At 65.4% G+C, this 14594-nt stretch carries 18 protein-coding genes; 6 read left to right on the top strand and 12 right to left on the bottom strand.

The window, feature by feature from the left end; all coding sequences use genetic code 11:
* Nucleotides 1-11: 11 nt before the first annotated feature.
* The 4 genes from arsH to AC1MEM_RS20280 are packed head-to-tail and all read right to left on the bottom strand — an operon-like array spanning nucleotide 12 to nucleotide 2865.
* The gene (arsH, locus tag AC1MEM_RS20295; protein WP_499473581.1) at nucleotides 12-728 is read right to left on the bottom strand and encodes an arsenical resistance protein ArsH; all 717 of its coding nucleotides are present in this window, start codon (nucleotides 726-728) and stop codon (nucleotides 12-14) included.
* A 12-nt stretch (nucleotides 729-740) separates the two neighbouring features.
* Complete coding sequence (locus tag AC1MEM_RS20290; RefSeq protein ID WP_499473579.1) at nucleotides 741-2021, bottom strand: arsenic transporter; 1281 nt, start codon at nucleotides 2019-2021, stop codon at nucleotides 741-743.
* Nucleotides 2022-2040: 19 nt separating this feature from the next.
* Nucleotides 2041-2520 carry an arsenate reductase ArsC gene (locus AC1MEM_RS20285; protein WP_499473577.1) on the bottom strand — a complete coding sequence of 160 codons (480 nt, stop codon included), beginning with the start codon at nucleotides 2518-2520 and terminating at the stop codon, nucleotides 2041-2043.
* Nucleotides 2521-2535: 15 nt separating this feature from the next.
* Nucleotides 2536-2865: an ArsR/SmtB family transcription factor gene (locus AC1MEM_RS20280; RefSeq protein ID WP_499473575.1), complete on the bottom strand. Its 330-nt coding sequence runs from the start codon at nucleotides 2863-2865 to the stop codon at nucleotides 2536-2538.
* 163 nt (nucleotides 2866-3028) lie between these two features.
* Between AC1MEM_RS20280 and AC1MEM_RS20275 the strand changes: the two genes are divergently transcribed.
* The gene (locus AC1MEM_RS20275) at nucleotides 3029-4237 is read left to right on the top strand and encodes an MFS transporter (RefSeq protein ID WP_499473573.1); all 1209 of its coding nucleotides are present in this window, start codon (nucleotides 3029-3031) and stop codon (nucleotides 4235-4237) included.
* Between the two features lie 18 nt (nucleotides 4238-4255).
* On the opposite strand, the gene AC1MEM_RS20270 is transcribed toward AC1MEM_RS20275, so the two are convergent.
* The 5 genes from AC1MEM_RS20270 to AC1MEM_RS20250 all read right to left on the bottom strand — a co-directional run bounded on the left by AC1MEM_RS20270 (nucleotide 4256) and on the right by AC1MEM_RS20250 (nucleotide 7529).
* Complete coding sequence (locus tag AC1MEM_RS20270) at nucleotides 4256-4774, bottom strand: YgjP-like metallopeptidase domain-containing protein (RefSeq protein WP_499473571.1); 519 nt, start codon at nucleotides 4772-4774, stop codon at nucleotides 4256-4258.
* 108 nt (nucleotides 4775-4882) lie between these two features.
* Complete coding sequence (locus AC1MEM_RS20265) at nucleotides 4883-5257, bottom strand: KGG domain-containing protein (protein ID WP_499473569.1); 375 nt, start codon at nucleotides 5255-5257, stop codon at nucleotides 4883-4885.
* A 169-nt stretch (nucleotides 5258-5426) separates the two neighbouring features.
* A complete protein-coding gene (locus AC1MEM_RS20260) occupies nucleotides 5427-5978 on the bottom strand; it encodes a hemerythrin domain-containing protein (RefSeq protein ID WP_499473567.1) in 552 nt (183 codons plus the stop codon).
* Nucleotides 5979-6001: 23 nt separating this feature from the next.
* The gene (locus AC1MEM_RS20255) at nucleotides 6002-6388 is read right to left on the bottom strand and encodes a phasin family protein (protein WP_499473565.1); all 387 of its coding nucleotides are present in this window, start codon (nucleotides 6386-6388) and stop codon (nucleotides 6002-6004) included.
* 115 nt (nucleotides 6389-6503) lie between these two features.
* A complete protein-coding gene (locus tag AC1MEM_RS20250) occupies nucleotides 6504-7529 on the bottom strand; it encodes an NADP-dependent oxidoreductase (RefSeq protein WP_499473563.1) in 1026 nt (341 codons plus the stop codon).
* Between the two features lie 144 nt (nucleotides 7530-7673).
* Between AC1MEM_RS20250 and purU the strand changes: the two genes are divergently transcribed.
* The 3 genes from purU to AC1MEM_RS20235 are packed head-to-tail and all read left to right on the top strand — an operon-like array spanning nucleotide 7674 to nucleotide 9607.
* Complete coding sequence (purU, locus tag AC1MEM_RS20245) at nucleotides 7674-8543, top strand: formyltetrahydrofolate deformylase (protein WP_499473561.1); 870 nt, start codon at nucleotides 7674-7676, stop codon at nucleotides 8541-8543.
* 21 nt (nucleotides 8544-8564) lie between these two features.
* On the top strand, nucleotides 8565-9110 hold the full coding sequence (locus AC1MEM_RS20240) for a YaeQ family protein (RefSeq protein ID WP_499473559.1): 546 nt from the start codon (nucleotides 8565-8567) through the stop codon (nucleotides 9108-9110).
* Between the two features lie 38 nt (nucleotides 9111-9148).
* Nucleotides 9149-9607, top strand: coding sequence for a copper chaperone PCu(A)C (locus AC1MEM_RS20235; protein WP_499473557.1), 459 nt, complete (start codon nucleotides 9149-9151; stop codon nucleotides 9605-9607).
* A gap of 57 nt (nucleotides 9608-9664) precedes the next feature.
* Here AC1MEM_RS20235 and AC1MEM_RS20230 read toward each other — a convergent pair whose 3' ends face one another.
* Nucleotides 9665-10441, bottom strand: a complete 777-nt coding sequence (locus tag AC1MEM_RS20230; protein WP_499473555.1) for a head GIN domain-containing protein — start codon at nucleotides 10439-10441, stop codon at nucleotides 9665-9667.
* A gap of 192 nt (nucleotides 10442-10633) precedes the next feature.
* Here AC1MEM_RS20230 and AC1MEM_RS20225 point away from each other — a divergent pair, with 192 nt between their 5' ends.
* Together AC1MEM_RS20225 and AC1MEM_RS20220 are read left to right on the top strand one after the other, a co-directional pair.
* Entirely contained in the window at nucleotides 10634-11107 is a 474-nt protein-coding gene (locus AC1MEM_RS20225) for a DMT family transporter (protein WP_499473553.1), read from the top strand.
* A 255-nt stretch (nucleotides 11108-11362) separates the two neighbouring features.
* Nucleotides 11363-12484: a type IV pilus twitching motility protein PilT gene (locus AC1MEM_RS20220; RefSeq protein WP_499473551.1), complete on the top strand. Its 1122-nt coding sequence runs from the start codon at nucleotides 11363-11365 to the stop codon at nucleotides 12482-12484.
* On the opposite strand, the gene AC1MEM_RS20215 is transcribed toward AC1MEM_RS20220, so the two are convergent.
* Nucleotides 12481-13743 (bottom strand): FCSD flavin-binding domain-containing protein, encoded by a 1263-nt coding sequence (locus tag AC1MEM_RS20215; RefSeq protein WP_499473550.1) that lies wholly within the window; start codon nucleotides 13741-13743, stop codon nucleotides 12481-12483. The two genes, AC1MEM_RS20220 and AC1MEM_RS20215, sit on opposite strands and share 4 nt — an antisense overlap.
* A gap of 4 nt (nucleotides 13744-13747) precedes the next feature.
* Nucleotides 13748-14590 (bottom strand): quinoprotein relay system zinc metallohydrolase 2, encoded by an 843-nt coding sequence (locus tag AC1MEM_RS20210; RefSeq protein ID WP_499473548.1) that lies wholly within the window; start codon nucleotides 14588-14590, stop codon nucleotides 13748-13750.
* Between the last annotated feature and the right edge of the window lie 4 nt (nucleotides 14591-14594).

Raw genomic sequence — 14594 nt, 5'->3', positions numbered from 1 at the left:
TCCGCAGGTCGTCAGATCTTCTGCAACTGCCGGTCGATCGCCTTGCGTGCGCGTTCGCTGCGCTCGCTGTAGCGGTCGGTCAGGTAATCGGTGCGGCCGCGCGTGAGCAGGGTGAACTTCACCAGCTCTTCCATCACGTCGACCACGCGGTCGTAGTAGCTCGATGCCCGCATGCGGCCATCCTCGTCGAACTCCTTGTAGGCCATCGGCACCGAGGACTGGTTCGGGATCGTGAACATGCGCATCCAGCGTCCCAGCAGGCGCAGCGTGTTGACCACATTGAACGATTGCGAGCCGCCGCAGACCTGCATCACGGCGAGCGTGCGGCCCTGGCTCGGGCGCAGCGCGCCCTGCTCGAGCGGGATCCAGTCGATCTGGTTCTTCATCACCGCCGTCACCGCGCCGTGGCGCTCGGGACTGCACCAGACCTGGCCTTCGGACCACAGGCACAGCGCGCGCAGCTCGGCCACTTTCGGATGGGTCTCGGGCACGCTGCCGGCCATCGGCAATTCCATCGGGTCGAAGATGCGTACCTCGGCGCCGAAGTGCTCGAGGATGCGCGCGGCCTCGAAGGTGAGGAAGCGGCTGAACGAGCGCTCGCGCAGGGAGCCGTAGAGCAGCAGGATGCGGGGCGGGTGGTCCATGGCGCCGGCCGGTGCCAGCTTCGCGTCGTTCGGGATGTCCACCAGTTCGCGCTGGAGGTTGGGAAGGTTCGGGATGGAAGTCATGGTCGTCTTTTCTCAGGAGAGGCGCAGGGCCAGTGCGCACAGGGTGACGAACAGGATCGGCAGCGTCAGCACGATCCCGATGCGGAAATAATAGCCCCAGGAGATGCGGATGCCTTTTGTGGACAGTACGTGCAGCCAGAGCAGGGTGGCCAGGCTGCCGATCGGCGTGATCTTCGGCCCGAGGTCGGCGCCGATGACGTTGGCGTACACCATCGCTTCGCGCACCACGCCGTGCGTGGAGGTCGCATCGATCGCCAGCGCGCCGACCAGCACGGTCGGCATGTTGTTCATCACCGAGGACAGGATCGCGGTGACGAAACCGGTGCCGAGCGCCGCGCCCCAGACGCCGTGCGCGGCAAAGCGATCCAGCAGGGCGGTCAGGGCATCGGTCAGGCCGGCGTTGCGCAGGCCGTAGACGACCAGGTACATCCCGAGCGAGAACACGACCACCTGCCAGGGCGCACCGCGCAGCACGGCCCGTGTCGAGATGCGGTGCCCGCGCGCGGCCACCGCCAGCAGCAGGAGCGCGCCGGCCGCGGCCACCACGCTGATCGGGATGCCGACGTCGTCGAGCCAGAAGAAGCCGACCAGGAGCAGGGCCAGCACCCACCAGCCGGTGAGGAAGGTGGCGCGGTCGACGATGGCCTCCTGCGGACGCCTGAGCTGGGCGAGGTCGTATTCAAGCGGGATATCCTTGCGAAAGCACCAGGTCAGCGCTGCCAGCGTCGCGGCCACCGAAACCAGGTTCACCGGCACCATCACCGCCGCGTAGCGCGCGAAGCCGATATCGAAATAGTCGCTTGATACGATGTTCACCAGGTTCGACACCACCAGCGGCAGGCTGGCGGTATCGGCGATGAAGCCGGCCGCCATCACGAAGGCCAGCGTGGCCTGCGGCGAAAAGCGCAGGGCGGCCAGCATGGCGATGACGATGGGCGTGAGGATCAGCGCGGCGCCGTCGTTGGCGAACAATGCCGCCACGCTTGCTCCCAGCAGGACCAGCAGCACGAACAGGCGCCGGCCCTTGCCCTTGCCCCAGCGCGCCACGTGCAGGGCCGCCCATTCGAAGAAGCCGGCTTTATCCAGCAGCAGGCTGATGACGATGATCGCGACAAAGGCGCCGGTTGCATTCCAGACGATGTGCCAGACCGTCGGGATGTCGGAGACGTGGATCGCGCCGGTGAGCAGGGCGGCCGCGGCGCCGGCACTGGCGCTCCAGCCGATACCCAGGCCGCGCGGCTGCCAGATGACGAGGACGAGGGTGGCGAGGAAAATCAGGGAAGCGGTCAGCACAAGGTTCTTCGCGGGTTCGTTAGGGCAGCATCGTGCCGATGCGGTCCAGCTCCGCCTTGAAGCGTGCGGGGTCGTTCTTCAACGCTTCCAGCGGCAGCGCCAGCAAGGCTTGCGTGCGTGCCAGGATGATGTCGTGGGTGCGCTCGAAGGCTGCCTCGATCTCTTCGTCGGTGCCGGTGACGTGGCTGGGGTCATCCAGCCCCCAGTGCGTGCGCAGCACCGGCCCGAGATAGGCGGGGCAGGTTTCGCCGGCGGCGCTGGCGCAGACCGTGACGACGATATCGGGCACTACCGGCAAGTCGTCCCACGATTTGCTGAAATAGCCCTCGGTCGAGATGCCCTTGCGCCGCAGCAGCGCCACTGCCCGCGGATGGAGCCAGCCGGTTGGCTGGCTGCCCGCGCTCATCGCGCGCAGGCCTTCGGGTGCCAGGTGGTTGAAGACGCCTTCGCTGAGGACCGAGCGGCAGGAGTTGCCCGTGCAGAGAAACAGGATGTTCATGTGTCGTTTGTTCGTTCAGGATGATTGCTGGCAGTTTGTCGCCGCAGGCACACCGCAGGGCACGCCGCCGCAGCAGTTCTCTGTCAGGAAGCCGACCAGGCCGTTCATCGCGTCCACGTTCGCCGAATAAATCACGAAGCGTCCGTCCTGCCGCCCGGCGAGCAGCCCCGCGTGCGTCAGTTCCTTCAGGTGGAAGGACAAGGAGGAGGGCGCGATGTCGAGCTGTTCGGCAATCCTGCTGGCCGCCATGCCGGCCGGGCCGGCCTGCACCAGCAGGCGAAACACGGCCAGCCGGCTTTCCTGTGCCAGCGCCGAGAGCGCTGCCAAGGCTGTTCGGGTATCCATCACGGCTCCGCTTGAAAAAGATGGACACATGATACCGGAAGCAATACGACAATTCAACAAATGTCGAATTGTCAGGGGAAGGAGGCTCGTCGGGAATCCGGCTATGATGCTGTTGGCGCCGTGCAATTGCCGCGGCGAGCACCGCCTTCATTGAAGAGGACCGATGACTTCCCAGTGGCGCACCATCAGCATCCTTGCCCCGACCCAGATCATCTCCTGGGGCTCCCTCTACTACGCCTTCAGCATCCTCGCCCCCGGCATTCAGCACGAGCTCGGCTGGAGCACGGGACTCGTGTTCGGCGCCTATTCGTGGAGTTTGCTGGTGGCGGGGCTGGCGGCCACGCCGGTCGGCATCCTGCTCGACCGCCACGGCGGCCGCGGCGTCATGGGGGCGGGATCGGTACTCTGCTGCATCGGCCTGCTTCTACTCAGCGCGAGCCGCAGTCCGCTCGCTTACCTGTCGGCCTGGACGGTACTCGGCCTGGCCATGGGCATGAGCCTGTACGAAGCCGCCTTCGCCACGATCAACCGCCAGTTCGCGGGTATGGGCCGGCAGGTAATCTCGAACCTGACCTTGTTTGCCGGCTTCGCCAGCACCATCTTCTGGCCGCTGACGCAAGCCATGAACGCCGCGCTCGGCTGGCGCGAAACCTGTTTCTGGTACGCGATGCTGCAGTTGCTGGTGTGCCTGCCCTTGCACCTGCTGCTGGACAGCCGGCGCGCGCGGCCGCTCGAAGCGCCGGGGGCGGGGCGGCGCAGCCATACCCTGGGCGAGGCCCTGCGCCATCCGGCCTTCTGGAAGCTGACGATGGCCTTCGCGGCCAATACCCTGGTCTTCTCCGCACTCTCGGTCCATTTGATCCCGCTGCTGCAGGACCTGGGACACAGCGCCCGGCTCGCCGTGCTGATGGCGATGCTGATCGGTCCGATGCAGGTGGCGGGGCGGGTGCTGGAGCGCACGGCCGGGCGCGCCCTGGCGCCGCAGACCGTGGGCAAATTCTGTTTTGCCGCGCTCCCGGCCGCGCTGGTGAGCATCCTCCTCTTCGGCACCCAGGCCTGGGCGGTGGCCTGCTTCTGCATCCTGTACGGATTGAGCAATGGCGTGATCACCATCGTGCGCGGCACCTTGCCGCAGACCCTGTTCGGGAGCGAGAACTATGGTGCGATTTCCGGCGCCATGGCCGGCCCTTCGCTCCTCGCCAAGGCGGCCGGTCCCGTCATCGGGGCGCTGGTGCTGGCCCGGCATGGGGCGCCGCAGATCGTGCTGGGCCTGATGTTCGGGGTGGCGGCAAGTTCGGTGCTGTTTTATTTCGCCGCGATCAGGGTGCGGCCGGAGACCGGCGCGTCACCCGTGGCGTCGGGCGGGGCGTAAGGACGAGGCCGGAACAGCTCAGGCGCCTTCCGCCCAGAGCCGCTCGCCCGTCTGCTCCATATGCGTGAGATACAGGCGCAGGTCGAGTTCGAACTGGTGGTACTGCGGCTCCATCCAGCAGCACAGTTTATAAAACGCCTTGTCGTGCTGCTTTTCCTTCAGGTGCGCCAGTTCGTGCACGGCGATCATGCGCAGGAATTCGAGTGGGGCGTCGCGGAACACGCTGGCGATGCGGATTTCGTGCTTTGCTTTGAGCTTGCTGCCCTGCACGCGCGAAATCGCCGTATGCAGGCCGAGGGCGTGCTGAACGACGTGGATCTTGCTGTCGTAGGCGACCTTCGCCACCGGGTCGGCGTTGCGCAGGTGCTCAATCTTCAGGTCCTGCACGTAGTCGTACAGGGCGCGGTCGGTGCGCAGGCCATGCGGACTTGGGTAGCGTGAACGCAGCAGGGCGCCCAGGCGTCCTTCCCCGAGGAGGGTGGCGGCCTGCTGGCGCAGCTGGTCGGGATAGGCGGTGAGGTAGCGGAGTTCAGGCATGGGGCGCAGAATGTACCACAGCCGTGCCTCCGCCGCAGGCAGGGCCCGCGATCAGAAAACGATGGGGCGAAGCTTCGCCCCATCGCGCCTTGCCGGCAGGCCTGCGGCTTATTCCTTGCCGCCCTGGCGATTGCCGCCCTTGGCCGCCGCATCGCCAGTAGCTGCCGCACCGCTCGCCGCCGCCCGGCTGGCCGACTGCCGGCTCTCGCCTCCCTTGCGGCCGATATCGGCCATGTGCGCACGGTTGCGGCTGACCGCCTCCCCGCCTTTTTGCCCCGCGCGGCGCGCTTCTTCGGAATCGAATTCGTGCGCCGTGCCTTTCTGGTGGGCCGCCTGGCCGCCCTTGCTGGCGATCTCGCGCTGCTGGTTCTGGTCCATCGCCGCGAAGCCGCGCTTGGCCGGGCCGCTGCCGCTGCCGCCACCACTCTTTTGCGCGCTGCCGGGGCTGCCCGCGCCCTTGCCGCTCTCCTTGCCTGTCGCCATGTCGTTCTCCTGGTTGCCCTGCAGTGAAGTGGAAGTGAACGCACATTGCTGCGCTCGTCCGGTTAGAGACACCGCGCCTGTGTTAGTTCCGCCTGTTTGTGGACGCCGCTTGCAGGCCCCTTTGCAAGCCTTCCTGCGGCGCCTGCGGGGGCAGCCGCGCACCATGGGTTCAGTCCGGCGCGCGCGGCGGCGTGCGCCTGCCGTCGTGCGGCTCGGGGGCCTCGAAACTGCCGGGCGGCGCGGCCATGTCGTCGTCGAGCTGGGCACGCCGCAGCGCCAGCCGGTGTCCGAGCTCGACCAGGTCGATGCCGGCCGCGCGCGCGGCGTCGAACATCTCGCCTTCTTCCTGCGCCACGTGGTGCGCGAACTCTTCGCCCAGCACTACGAGCGTGGCGTCGAAATGCTCGTCGCCGGGGTACATGACTTCGAGCTGGCTGATCAGCTCGCGTGCGCCGGCATGCTCGAGCTCGGCGTCGTCGAACAGTTCGTCGTCGCCCGTCGCCGCGCGCACGGCGGGGTAGAACAGCTCTTCCTCGATCATGGTGTGGACGATGAGCGCGTCGCACAATTCGTCGACCAGTTCGGCCAGCGTTTCTTCCGCGTCGTCCAGGCCGCGCAGGTCCTCGCAGCGTGCGAACAGCCGGCGTACCTGGTCGTGCTCGGCGAGCAGCAGCGCGAGCGCGTCCACCACCCCATCCGGGTGATTGCCAATCGATGCCATGGCTTCTCCTCCTTGTGAATGGGTCAGGTGGGGTTGTGGGCGGCGCCGACGTCTTCGCCGCCGGCGACCCGGCGCGCGGCCTGCCAGCTGCCGTCGTTGGCGTCGTGCGCGAGGAGCGCGCCGCTGGAGGTGAGCACGCCCATCAGGGCGCTTTGCCAGATCTGCCAGTGCTCGGCCGCCGGCTGCGTTTCGCGCAGCGCGACTGTGCTCATCTGGAAGGGATCGTTGCAGCTTGCCAGCGCATGCCCGAGCTTGAAACCATCGTCGAGCATCTGGCGCGCCGTGCGCATGTTCAGTTCGCTGAGCTGGCGAATGGTGTCGAATGCGTGGTGCGAGACCTGGTTCAGGAAATCGACCTGCGCCCCGAGTTGGGTGCGCAGGTCGGGAAGGGGAAGGGAAAAGGCGTTCATGGGGTCCTCGACGAAAGTGAAGTGTCGGTAGACGCCGTAAACGTGCGGGAGTTCGCGCAGGAATTCGGGCAAGGGGCTTGCGCCAGCGACTGGCGCAAGCGTGCTCCACTAATTTTCAGGCATCGGCCACTTTGAGCACCAGCTTGCCGAGGTTCTCGCCCTTGAACAACATCAGCAGCGTGGACGGGAAGGTCTCGAAACCCTCGACAATGTGCTCGCGGCTCTTGAAGCTGCCTTCCTTCATCCAGCGTGCCAGCGTCGCGACGCCTTCAGGATAGCGCGCGGCATAGTCGGTGACCAGCATGCCTTCCATGCGTGCGCGGTTGACCAGCAGCGCCAGGTAATTGGCCGGGCCCTTGACTGCTTCGGTCGCGTTGTACTGCGAGATCGCGCCGCAGATCACGATGCGCGCCTTCATGTTGATGCGGGTGAGGACCGCGTCGAGGATGTCGCCGCCGACGTTGTCGAAATACACGTCCACGCCCTGCGGGCAATGCTGCTTCAGGCCCGCCTGCACGGGACCGGCCTTGTAGTCGATGCAGGCGTCGAAGCCGAGTTCCTCGACCACGAAGCGGCACTTGTCTTCGCCGCCCGCAATACCGACCACGCGGCAGCCCAGGTGTTTGGCAACTTGCCCCACCGTCATCCCGACCGCGCCGGCCGCACCCGACACCACGACGGTGTCGCCGGCTTTCGGCTGGCCCACTTCGGTCAGGCCGAAATAGGCGGTCATGCCGGGCATGCCGAGGGCGTTGAGCCAGGCCGGCAGCGGCGCCATGCCAGGGTCGACTTTCGCCAGCATCGCGCCCGCATCAATGGCCGGTCCGGTCCAGTAGCGCTGCACGCCCATCACGCCCATGACGTGGTCGCCGGCGGCAAACTTCGGCGACTTCGATTCGACCACCACGCCGACGCCGCCGGCGCGCATCACTTCGCCGATCGCGACCGGGCGCACGTAGGAGCGCGCATCGTTCATCCAGCCGCGCATGGCCGGATCGAGCGAGATGTAGAGGATCTTGACGCGCACTTCGCCGTCGGCAAGTGCGCCGAGGGGCGGGGCGGCGCGCTGCCAGTCGCTGTCTTTCGGCATGCCGACGGGACGTGCGGCAAGCAGGAACTGGTCGTTGGTGGCTTCGGTCATGGGTGTCTCCCTCAGTGTTGGTATGAACCGCCAACTATACCGAAAAAAAGACGGTCGTGCGTTTTTAAAATCAGGGTCGATCCCGGCTGTTTTTGCGAGGCATGCGACAATGCAGGAGACCTCTACCATGACCACCTTCCCACCATGACGCATCCGGAATACATCCTGACCCTGTCCTGCCACGACCAGCGCGGAATCGTGCTGCGCGTGGCCGGTTTCCTGGCCGAACACGGCTGCAACATCATCGACTCCGCCCAGTTCGGCGATCCGGAGTCCCAGCTGTTCTTCATGCGCGTGCACTTCGCATCGGAAGACGCGAGCGTGCAGGATGCCGACCTGCGCGCCGCCTTTGCCGCCCTGTGCGAAGCGAACGCGATGCGCGGCCAGCTGCACGACGCGCACGCCAAGCCGCGCGTCCTGATCATGGTCTCGAAAATCGGCCACTGCCTGAACGACCTGCTGTTCCGCTACAAGAGCGGGCTGCTGCCGGTCGAGATTCCGGCGATCGTCTCGAACCACATGGAGTTCTACCAGCTGGCCGCGAGTTACAATATCCCGTTCCACCACCTGCCGCTGGCAGCGGGTGCGCCCGAAGAAGCGAAGCTGGCGCAGGAAGCACGCATCATCGAGCTGCTGGACATGCACAAGATCGACCTGGTGGTGCTGGCGCGCTACATGCAGATCCTGTCGCCAGGTTTATGTGACGCGTTGCAGGGCAGGGCGATCAACATCCACCACTCCTTCCTGCCGAGCTTCAAGGGCGCGCGCCCGTATGCGCAGGCCCACACGCGCGGCGTCAAGCTGATCGGCGCGACCGCCCACTTTGTCACGGGCGAACTCGACGAAGGCCCGATCATCGAGCAGGATGTCGAGCGGGTCGACCATGCGATGACGATCGACGAGCTCACTGCGATCGGCCGCGATGTCGAATGCGTGGTGCTGGCGCGGGCAGTGAAATGGTTCGTGGAACACCGCATTTTGCAAAACGGCCATCGTACGGTCGTCTTTAAATAATTTCAGATAAAAGAAGCATCAATGGCACTCAAAGCGACCATCTACAAGGCCGACATCCAGATTGCGGACATGGACCGCAACTATTATGCGGAGCATGGCCTGACCATCGCCCGCCATCCGTCCGAAACCGACGAGCGCGTGATGATCCGCGTGCTCGCCTTCGCGCTGCACGCCAACGAAGCGCTGTCGTTCACGAAAGGCCTGTTCGATACCGACGAACCTGACCTGTGGCAGAAAGACCTGACGGGCGCGATCGACACCTGGATCGAGGTCGGCCAGCCGGACGAGAAGCGTTTACTGAAAGCCTGCGGGCGGGCCGAGCACGTGTATGTGTACTGCTACAGCGCGACCAGCCACATCTGGTGGAAGGGCATCGCGAATAAACTCGAGCGGGCGCGCAACCTCACCGTCATCAACATCCCGGCCGAGACCAGCGCCGCGCTGGAAAAGCTGGCCAAGCGCGCGATGCAGCTACAGTGCACGATCCAGGACGGGCAGCTGTGGCTGACCGACAGCGTCGACACCGTGCTGGTCGAGCGCGAGAGCTTCAAGGCCGCTGCCGCCTGAGTCCATCCTCCTCCGACCAACATTTACCGAGCCCGAACATGATCCGATCCCTGTCCGTCCTGCTGGCCGCCGGCCTGTTTTCCGCCAGTGCGCTGGCCCAAGTCACCGTTACCGAACCCTGGGTACGCGCCACCGTGCCGAACCAGAAGGCCTCCGGCGCCTTCATGCGCGTGCAGTCGGCGCAGGCGGCGCGCCTGGTCGGCGTCAGCACCCCGGTCGCGGGCCGCGCCGAGCTGCATGAGATGGCGATGGAAAACAACACGATGCGCATGCGCCAGGTCGACGGCATCGAGCTGCCGGCCGGGCAGCAGGTGAACCTCGCGTCCGGCGGCTACCACGTGATGTTCTTCGACCTGAAGCGCCAGCTGAAGGAAGGCGAGACCGTGCCGGTGACGCTGGTCGTGCAGGATGCGGCGAAGAAGAAAAGCAGCGTAACGGTCGAGGCGCGGGTGCAGCCGCTGACCTATGTGGCGCCGCAGGCGGGCCACCAGCACTAGCAATCGTAGGGTGGGCGCCCCGCGCCGACCCGACAACGGCGACCATGTTCGTGTCGCTTATTTCGGCGCAGCTCCCATCCTGCGCACATTACCCGATCCCACGCTCGACTTGCTCACCTGCGGGTCGCCGTAATAATTCACGTCCCCCGAGCCCGCGATCGTCGCGCTCAATTCATTACGCGGCCACACCGTCGCTTCGCCCGAGCCGGCAATCGTCACGCTGGCGCTCCTGGCCTGCACCCGTCCAAGATCGACATCGCCCGAGCCGCCGATCGACACGCTCAGCCTGCCGACCGTGCCGCTCGCGGCCTTGAGGTCGCCGCTGCCGCCGAGCGACACCGCCAGCGCATCGCTTTCGACGCCTTTCAGCCTGATCGTGCCCGAGCCGCCCAGGTCGACGTCGAGCTTGCGGGCGCGCAGCGCGTCGGCGTCGATGCTGCCCGAGCCGCCCAGCGCCAGGCGCTCGATCGAACGGGCCTGCACGACGATGCGGATCGATGTCGATTGCAGGTTCAGGTTGCGCTTCGACGGGCGGATCTGCAGGGTGCCGCCTTCGACGACGGTCTCGACCAGCGGCAGCAGGTTGTCGTCCGCTTCGATGGTGAGGCCCTCCGCATTGCCGATGCGTAGCTCGACATGTCCCGGCACCCCGAGCGACAGTCCATTGAAATTGCCGACCTGGCGCGCCTGCTTGACGATGCGCCCGCTGCCCTGCACCTGCTCGCCGCCCCAGAACGAGGGCGCGGCAGCCACGTGTGCGGTGGCGGCCAGGCCGGCTGCGATGCAGGCGGCCAGCAGGGTGCGGCGGGCGTAGGTGGAGATTGTCTTGTTCATGATCGTGTCCTTACGGTTGTCGATGACAGGAATGTAAGCACATACGGGCCCGGACGCGACAGGATTGCGACAGACTGCGCAGGAAGGCGACAGACGGCAGCCGGCCACATCGAAAATGGCTGCACATGCGCGGCCCACTTCCACTACAATCTTGCCCTTTTTGCTGCGGCAGCGCCGGTTAGGTAGAGATTCATGAATGCGATTTTGTTTGTCCTGGCCTTTTGCGTCGGCATCTTCATTTCGGTCCAGGCGGCCGTCAACAGCCAGCTGGCCAGCGCGCTGCATGCCAACTCGGTGGTGGCCGCCCTGATTTCGTTTTCGGTCGGCACGCTGGTACTCGGCATCGCGGCCTTTGCCCGCGGCGGCGTGGGCGAATCGCTCGGGCTGCTGGGCCAGCAGCCGCTATGGAAGCTGACCGGCGGCATGCTCGGCGCGGCGTTTGTATTCGGCACCGTGTTCCTCGCACCCCGCATCGGCCTCCTGAACCTCGTGGTGCTGGTGATCGCCGGCCAGCTGCTCATGTCCATGGCGATCGATAACTTCGGCCTTGTGCAGATGGCCGTGCGCAAGGTGTCGAACATTCGCATGGCGGGCGCCCTGGTCGTCGTGGCTGGCGTGGCGCTGACTCTGTTCGGCGACAAGATCGTCGCCGCATGGGGACGCTGAGAGCCTATCCCAGCAGCCCGGAGTCGCTGCTGGCGCGTCTGACAAGCGGGTGCTGCGTTGCTCGTCGTTGCATGGCCAGCCATGCGGCCTCCTCGCGCCTTGCCCGCGCTTGCCAGCCATCGCCATCAGCTTCCCCCGGTCTACTGGGATAGGCTCTAAAATTTCTCTCTAGCAGCTGCAATTTCTGATGAGCATGGTTCTATAATGGCCGGTATTGTCTGAACGACACTTCGAATATCAAGAGAGCCACGCCCGATGGAATTCCACCAGTCCTCGCAAATCCCCACGCTGTCGTATGTCGAAAACGAAGACCATCCGGTCTTCGGCACCCTGGTCGAGCAGATCCTGCACCTGCTGAACTCGCGACTGGTGTTTTCCGACATCATCATCCACCAGAACAGCCCCCTGATGCTGCGCCAGCCGAAAGGCCTGGTCGCGGTCACGGATTCGCCGATCACGCGCGAGGAGCTGGAGGAATTCTTCGAAGTCATCGAGCCGAACTGGGCCGAGCGCATCGCCGACCGCGCCTTCGACCGCTCGATCGACCTGCACACGGCGCGCATCCGCGCCAACTGTTTTACCTTCCAGGGCAAGAAGCGCCTGGGCTGTGTGATCCGCCGCTTCCCGAAAGAGCCGATCGCACTCGGCGAACTCGGACTCGACGCCGACGCCCAGGAATTCGCGCGCCTCACCAGCGGCCTGGTGCTCATCATCGGGGACACCTGCCAGGGCAAGTCGACCACGATCGCGTCGATGCTGGACGAAATCAACAAGCGCCGCTCGGGCCACATCATCACGATCGAAGACCCGGTCGAAACCCTGATCCCGCAGCGCAAATGCATCATCACCCAGCGCGAAGTGGGCATCGACGGCGACGTCGAAAGTTATTACCTCGGTGCGCTCGATGCCTTGCGCGAGCGGCCGGACGTGATCGTCATCGGCGAGATCCGCGACGCCCAGACGGCCCAGGAAGCGCTGGCGCTGGCCGAATCGGGCCCCCTCGTGCTTGCCACTCTTCATGCGCGCTCGACCGAGATGGGTTTGCAGAAGATGCTGCGCCTGCTCGGCAATTCGGACGCCCAGGCCCAGGCGCTGGCGCATGCCCTGCGCGGCGTGCTGTGCCAGGCGCTGCTGCCTTCGAACGACGGCAACCGTTACCACCTGGCCACCGAATGCCTGACGCCCGGCCCGGCGGTGGCGCGCCTGATCGAGGAGGGCGACCTCGGCGCCCTGCGCGAACACATGAACAGCGGGCGCGATCCCGGCTGCCATACGATGAACGCCTCGCTCGAGCGGCTGCTGTCCGGTCACAAGATCGGCATCGAGGATGCGCGTGCGGCGACGACGGACCGCGTCGGATTCGCCGACCTGGTTTAAGTCAGGACATCCGCCCAGATTTGCTGGGCCCATGCATCGGCATCGACCCCTTCCTGCACCGATGGATGGTCCGACAGGATACCGCTGCCGTCGGCTTGCATGCTTTCTTTCGCCGGATCATAGCGGTACAGGGTCGATATGTGCATCGCCTGCCTGTCGTCGATAAAGCTGTAGCAGGTATTGGCAAAGGCCGGTGCCGGGTCGGGCGCCTGTCCCAGCATCAGGTCGACGATGGCACGCGCGCAGGTCTTCGCCTGCGCATTGGCCATATGGGCCGATTTCGGCAAGCCCGATTCGATCGCATCGCCAATCACATGAACACGGGGCAGGACCTTCGATGCGTAGGTGACGAAGTCGACCTCGCACCAGCGCCGCCCGGCATTGGCCAGGCCGCTGTCCTGGGCAATCCGGCCCGCGCGCTGGGGTGGAATGATGTTCAACACGTTTGATTTCACCGTATCGAATGCGGTCCTGACGGTCTTCGTCGCCACCTCGACGTGCTGCAGCTCGCTGCCCGGCACGTATTCGATCATGCCCGGATACAGGTCGCGCCATGCCCGTTCGAACAGGAGGCGTTTCGAGGTAATCACGGGATTGGCATCGAGCACGATGACTTTGGACCGGGGTTTGTGCGTCTTGAGGTAATACGCGACCTGGCAGGCGCGCTCGTAGGGCGCCGGTGGGCAACGATAGGGCTGCGGGGGAACCACGATCGTGAAGACGCCGCCATCGGGCATCGCGATCAGCTGGCGGTGCAGGTTGCGCGTTTGCGGTCCCGCTTTCCACGCATGGGGAATGTACTCCTGTGCGCCGGCGAGCATCGGAAAGGCATCGTAGATGAAGTCGATGCCGGGGGCGACGACCAGCCGGTCGTAGGCCAGTTTTTTCCCTGCCACCACGATGTGCGACTTGTCCGCATCGATCGCGCTGACGCTGCCCTGCATGAACTTCACGCCATGGTGTCGCTGCAGCGCATCGTAGCCGAACGTGAGTTGATCGAGCGTTCTCTGGCCGCCCAGCACGCGGTTGCTGACAGGGCAAGAAATAAAATCGGCGCCCTGGTCGACGAGGATGACTTCGATGCGCCCGCCGCCCAGGATGCTCACATACCTGGCCGCGGTAGCGCCGCCATAGCCGGCGCCGACGACGACGACACGCCCCAGGGCAGGGCGTGCCCGGCCGGGCTTGCCGGCTGCCGCAGCCATGGATGACCAGGCCGATCCGGCCACTGCCAGTTCGAGAAAATGCCGCCTGCGCATCAGCTCACTCCCATTCCAGGGCCGGATAGATAAAGTTGACGTTGCGCCGGTTGACGACGTCAAAGAGTTGCCAGCGCGCCCGTTCAGAGGCAGCAGCGCTTGCCATCGACTCGGTCATGCTGCTGCCCTGCCGGATGCTGCTTCGCACGTCTTGCAGCAAGGTCGTCAGGTAGCCGCGCTGCCTGGCCAGCGCCCCGTTTTTATCGCGGGTAAGGGGGCCGTGTCCGGGGATCGTCGTCACGGCAGGCAGCTTGTCCAGTGCGTCCATGGCGGAGAGCCAACCCTTGATATCGCCATCGACGGCGGGCGTGCGCTCGATGAAGAGCAAATCGCCCGTCCACAACGTGCCGGTGCCGGCGTCGAATACGGTCACATCGGTATTCGTATGCGCGCTCGGCCAGGCGGTCAATTCCAGCTTTCGGCCACCCAGGTCGAGGACCAGGTGATTTTGCACGGTCTCGGTGGGGGCGATCAGCGTGCTTTTTTGCGCCGCGCCTGCCAATTGCTTTTTCAAATTGCGTAAATAGGTGTCGCTGCGCGACGCCATCGCAAGAGGCAGTGCCGCATGACCGACGAATCGCGGTGGCGCGCCGGCCCCGGCGGAATCGTCATCGGCAAAGGCGGCGTTGCCGAATACGTGGTCGGGATGCACGTGCGTATTGATCACATAGCGAATCGGGAGCCGGGTGATGCCGCGCAGCGCTTCCTTCAAGGCCATGCCGACGGCATACGATCCGCCCGTATCGATGATCGCGACCGCGTCGGTGCCGATCACGAAGCCGATGTTGGCGATATCGCCATCGTAAGCATCCTCGAAATCCTTGTGCTGCCCGATGTGCACGTACACGCCC

It is taken from the genome of Telluria sp. AIW5 (assembly GCF_056680575.1).
This window is presented reverse-complemented; position numbering and strand designations above follow the sequence as displayed.

Excerpts from the sequence above, each read along its gene's own strand:
- arsH (WP_499473581.1), bottom strand. The coding sequence starts at position 728 with ATGACTTCCATCCCGAACCTTCCCAACCTCCAGCGCGAACTGGTGGAC.
- AC1MEM_RS20285 (WP_499473577.1), bottom strand. The coding sequence starts at position 2,520 with ATGAACATCCTGTTTCTCTGCACGGGCAACTCCTGCCGCTCGGTCCTC.
- AC1MEM_RS20280 (WP_499473575.1), bottom strand. The coding sequence starts at position 2,865 with ATGGATACCCGAACAGCCTTGGCAGCGCTCTCGGCGCTGGCACAGGAA.
- AC1MEM_RS20275 (WP_499473573.1), top strand. The coding sequence starts at position 3,029 with ATGACTTCCCAGTGGCGCACCATCAGCATCCTTGCCCCGACCCAGATC.
- AC1MEM_RS20270 (WP_499473571.1), bottom strand. The coding sequence starts at position 4,774 with ATGCCTGAACTCCGCTACCTCACCGCCTATCCCGACCAGCTGCGCCAG.
- AC1MEM_RS20265 (WP_499473569.1), bottom strand. The coding sequence starts at position 5,257 with ATGGCGACAGGCAAGGAGAGCGGCAAGGGCGCGGGCAGCCCCGGCAGC.
- AC1MEM_RS20260 (WP_499473567.1), bottom strand. The coding sequence starts at position 5,978 with ATGGCATCGATTGGCAATCACCCGGATGGGGTGGTGGACGCGCTCGCG.
- AC1MEM_RS20255 (WP_499473565.1), bottom strand. The coding sequence starts at position 6,388 with ATGAACGCCTTTTCCCTTCCCCTTCCCGACCTGCGCACCCAACTCGGG.
- AC1MEM_RS20250 (WP_499473563.1), bottom strand. The coding sequence starts at position 7,529 with ATGACCGAAGCCACCAACGACCAGTTCCTGCTTGCCGCACGTCCCGTC.
- purU (WP_499473561.1), top strand. The coding sequence starts at position 7,674 with ATGACGCATCCGGAATACATCCTGACCCTGTCCTGCCACGACCAGCGC.
- AC1MEM_RS20240 (WP_499473559.1), top strand. The coding sequence starts at position 8,565 with ATGGCACTCAAAGCGACCATCTACAAGGCCGACATCCAGATTGCGGAC.
- AC1MEM_RS20235 (WP_499473557.1), top strand. The coding sequence starts at position 9,149 with ATGATCCGATCCCTGTCCGTCCTGCTGGCCGCCGGCCTGTTTTCCGCC.
- AC1MEM_RS20230 (WP_499473555.1), bottom strand. The coding sequence starts at position 10,441 with ATGAACAAGACAATCTCCACCTACGCCCGCCGCACCCTGCTGGCCGCC.
- AC1MEM_RS20225 (WP_499473553.1), top strand. The coding sequence starts at position 10,634 with ATGAATGCGATTTTGTTTGTCCTGGCCTTTTGCGTCGGCATCTTCATT.
- AC1MEM_RS20220 (WP_499473551.1), top strand. The coding sequence starts at position 11,363 with ATGGAATTCCACCAGTCCTCGCAAATCCCCACGCTGTCGTATGTCGAA.
- AC1MEM_RS20215 (WP_499473550.1), bottom strand. The coding sequence starts at position 13,743 with ATGCGCAGGCGGCATTTTCTCGAACTGGCAGTGGCCGGATCGGCCTGG.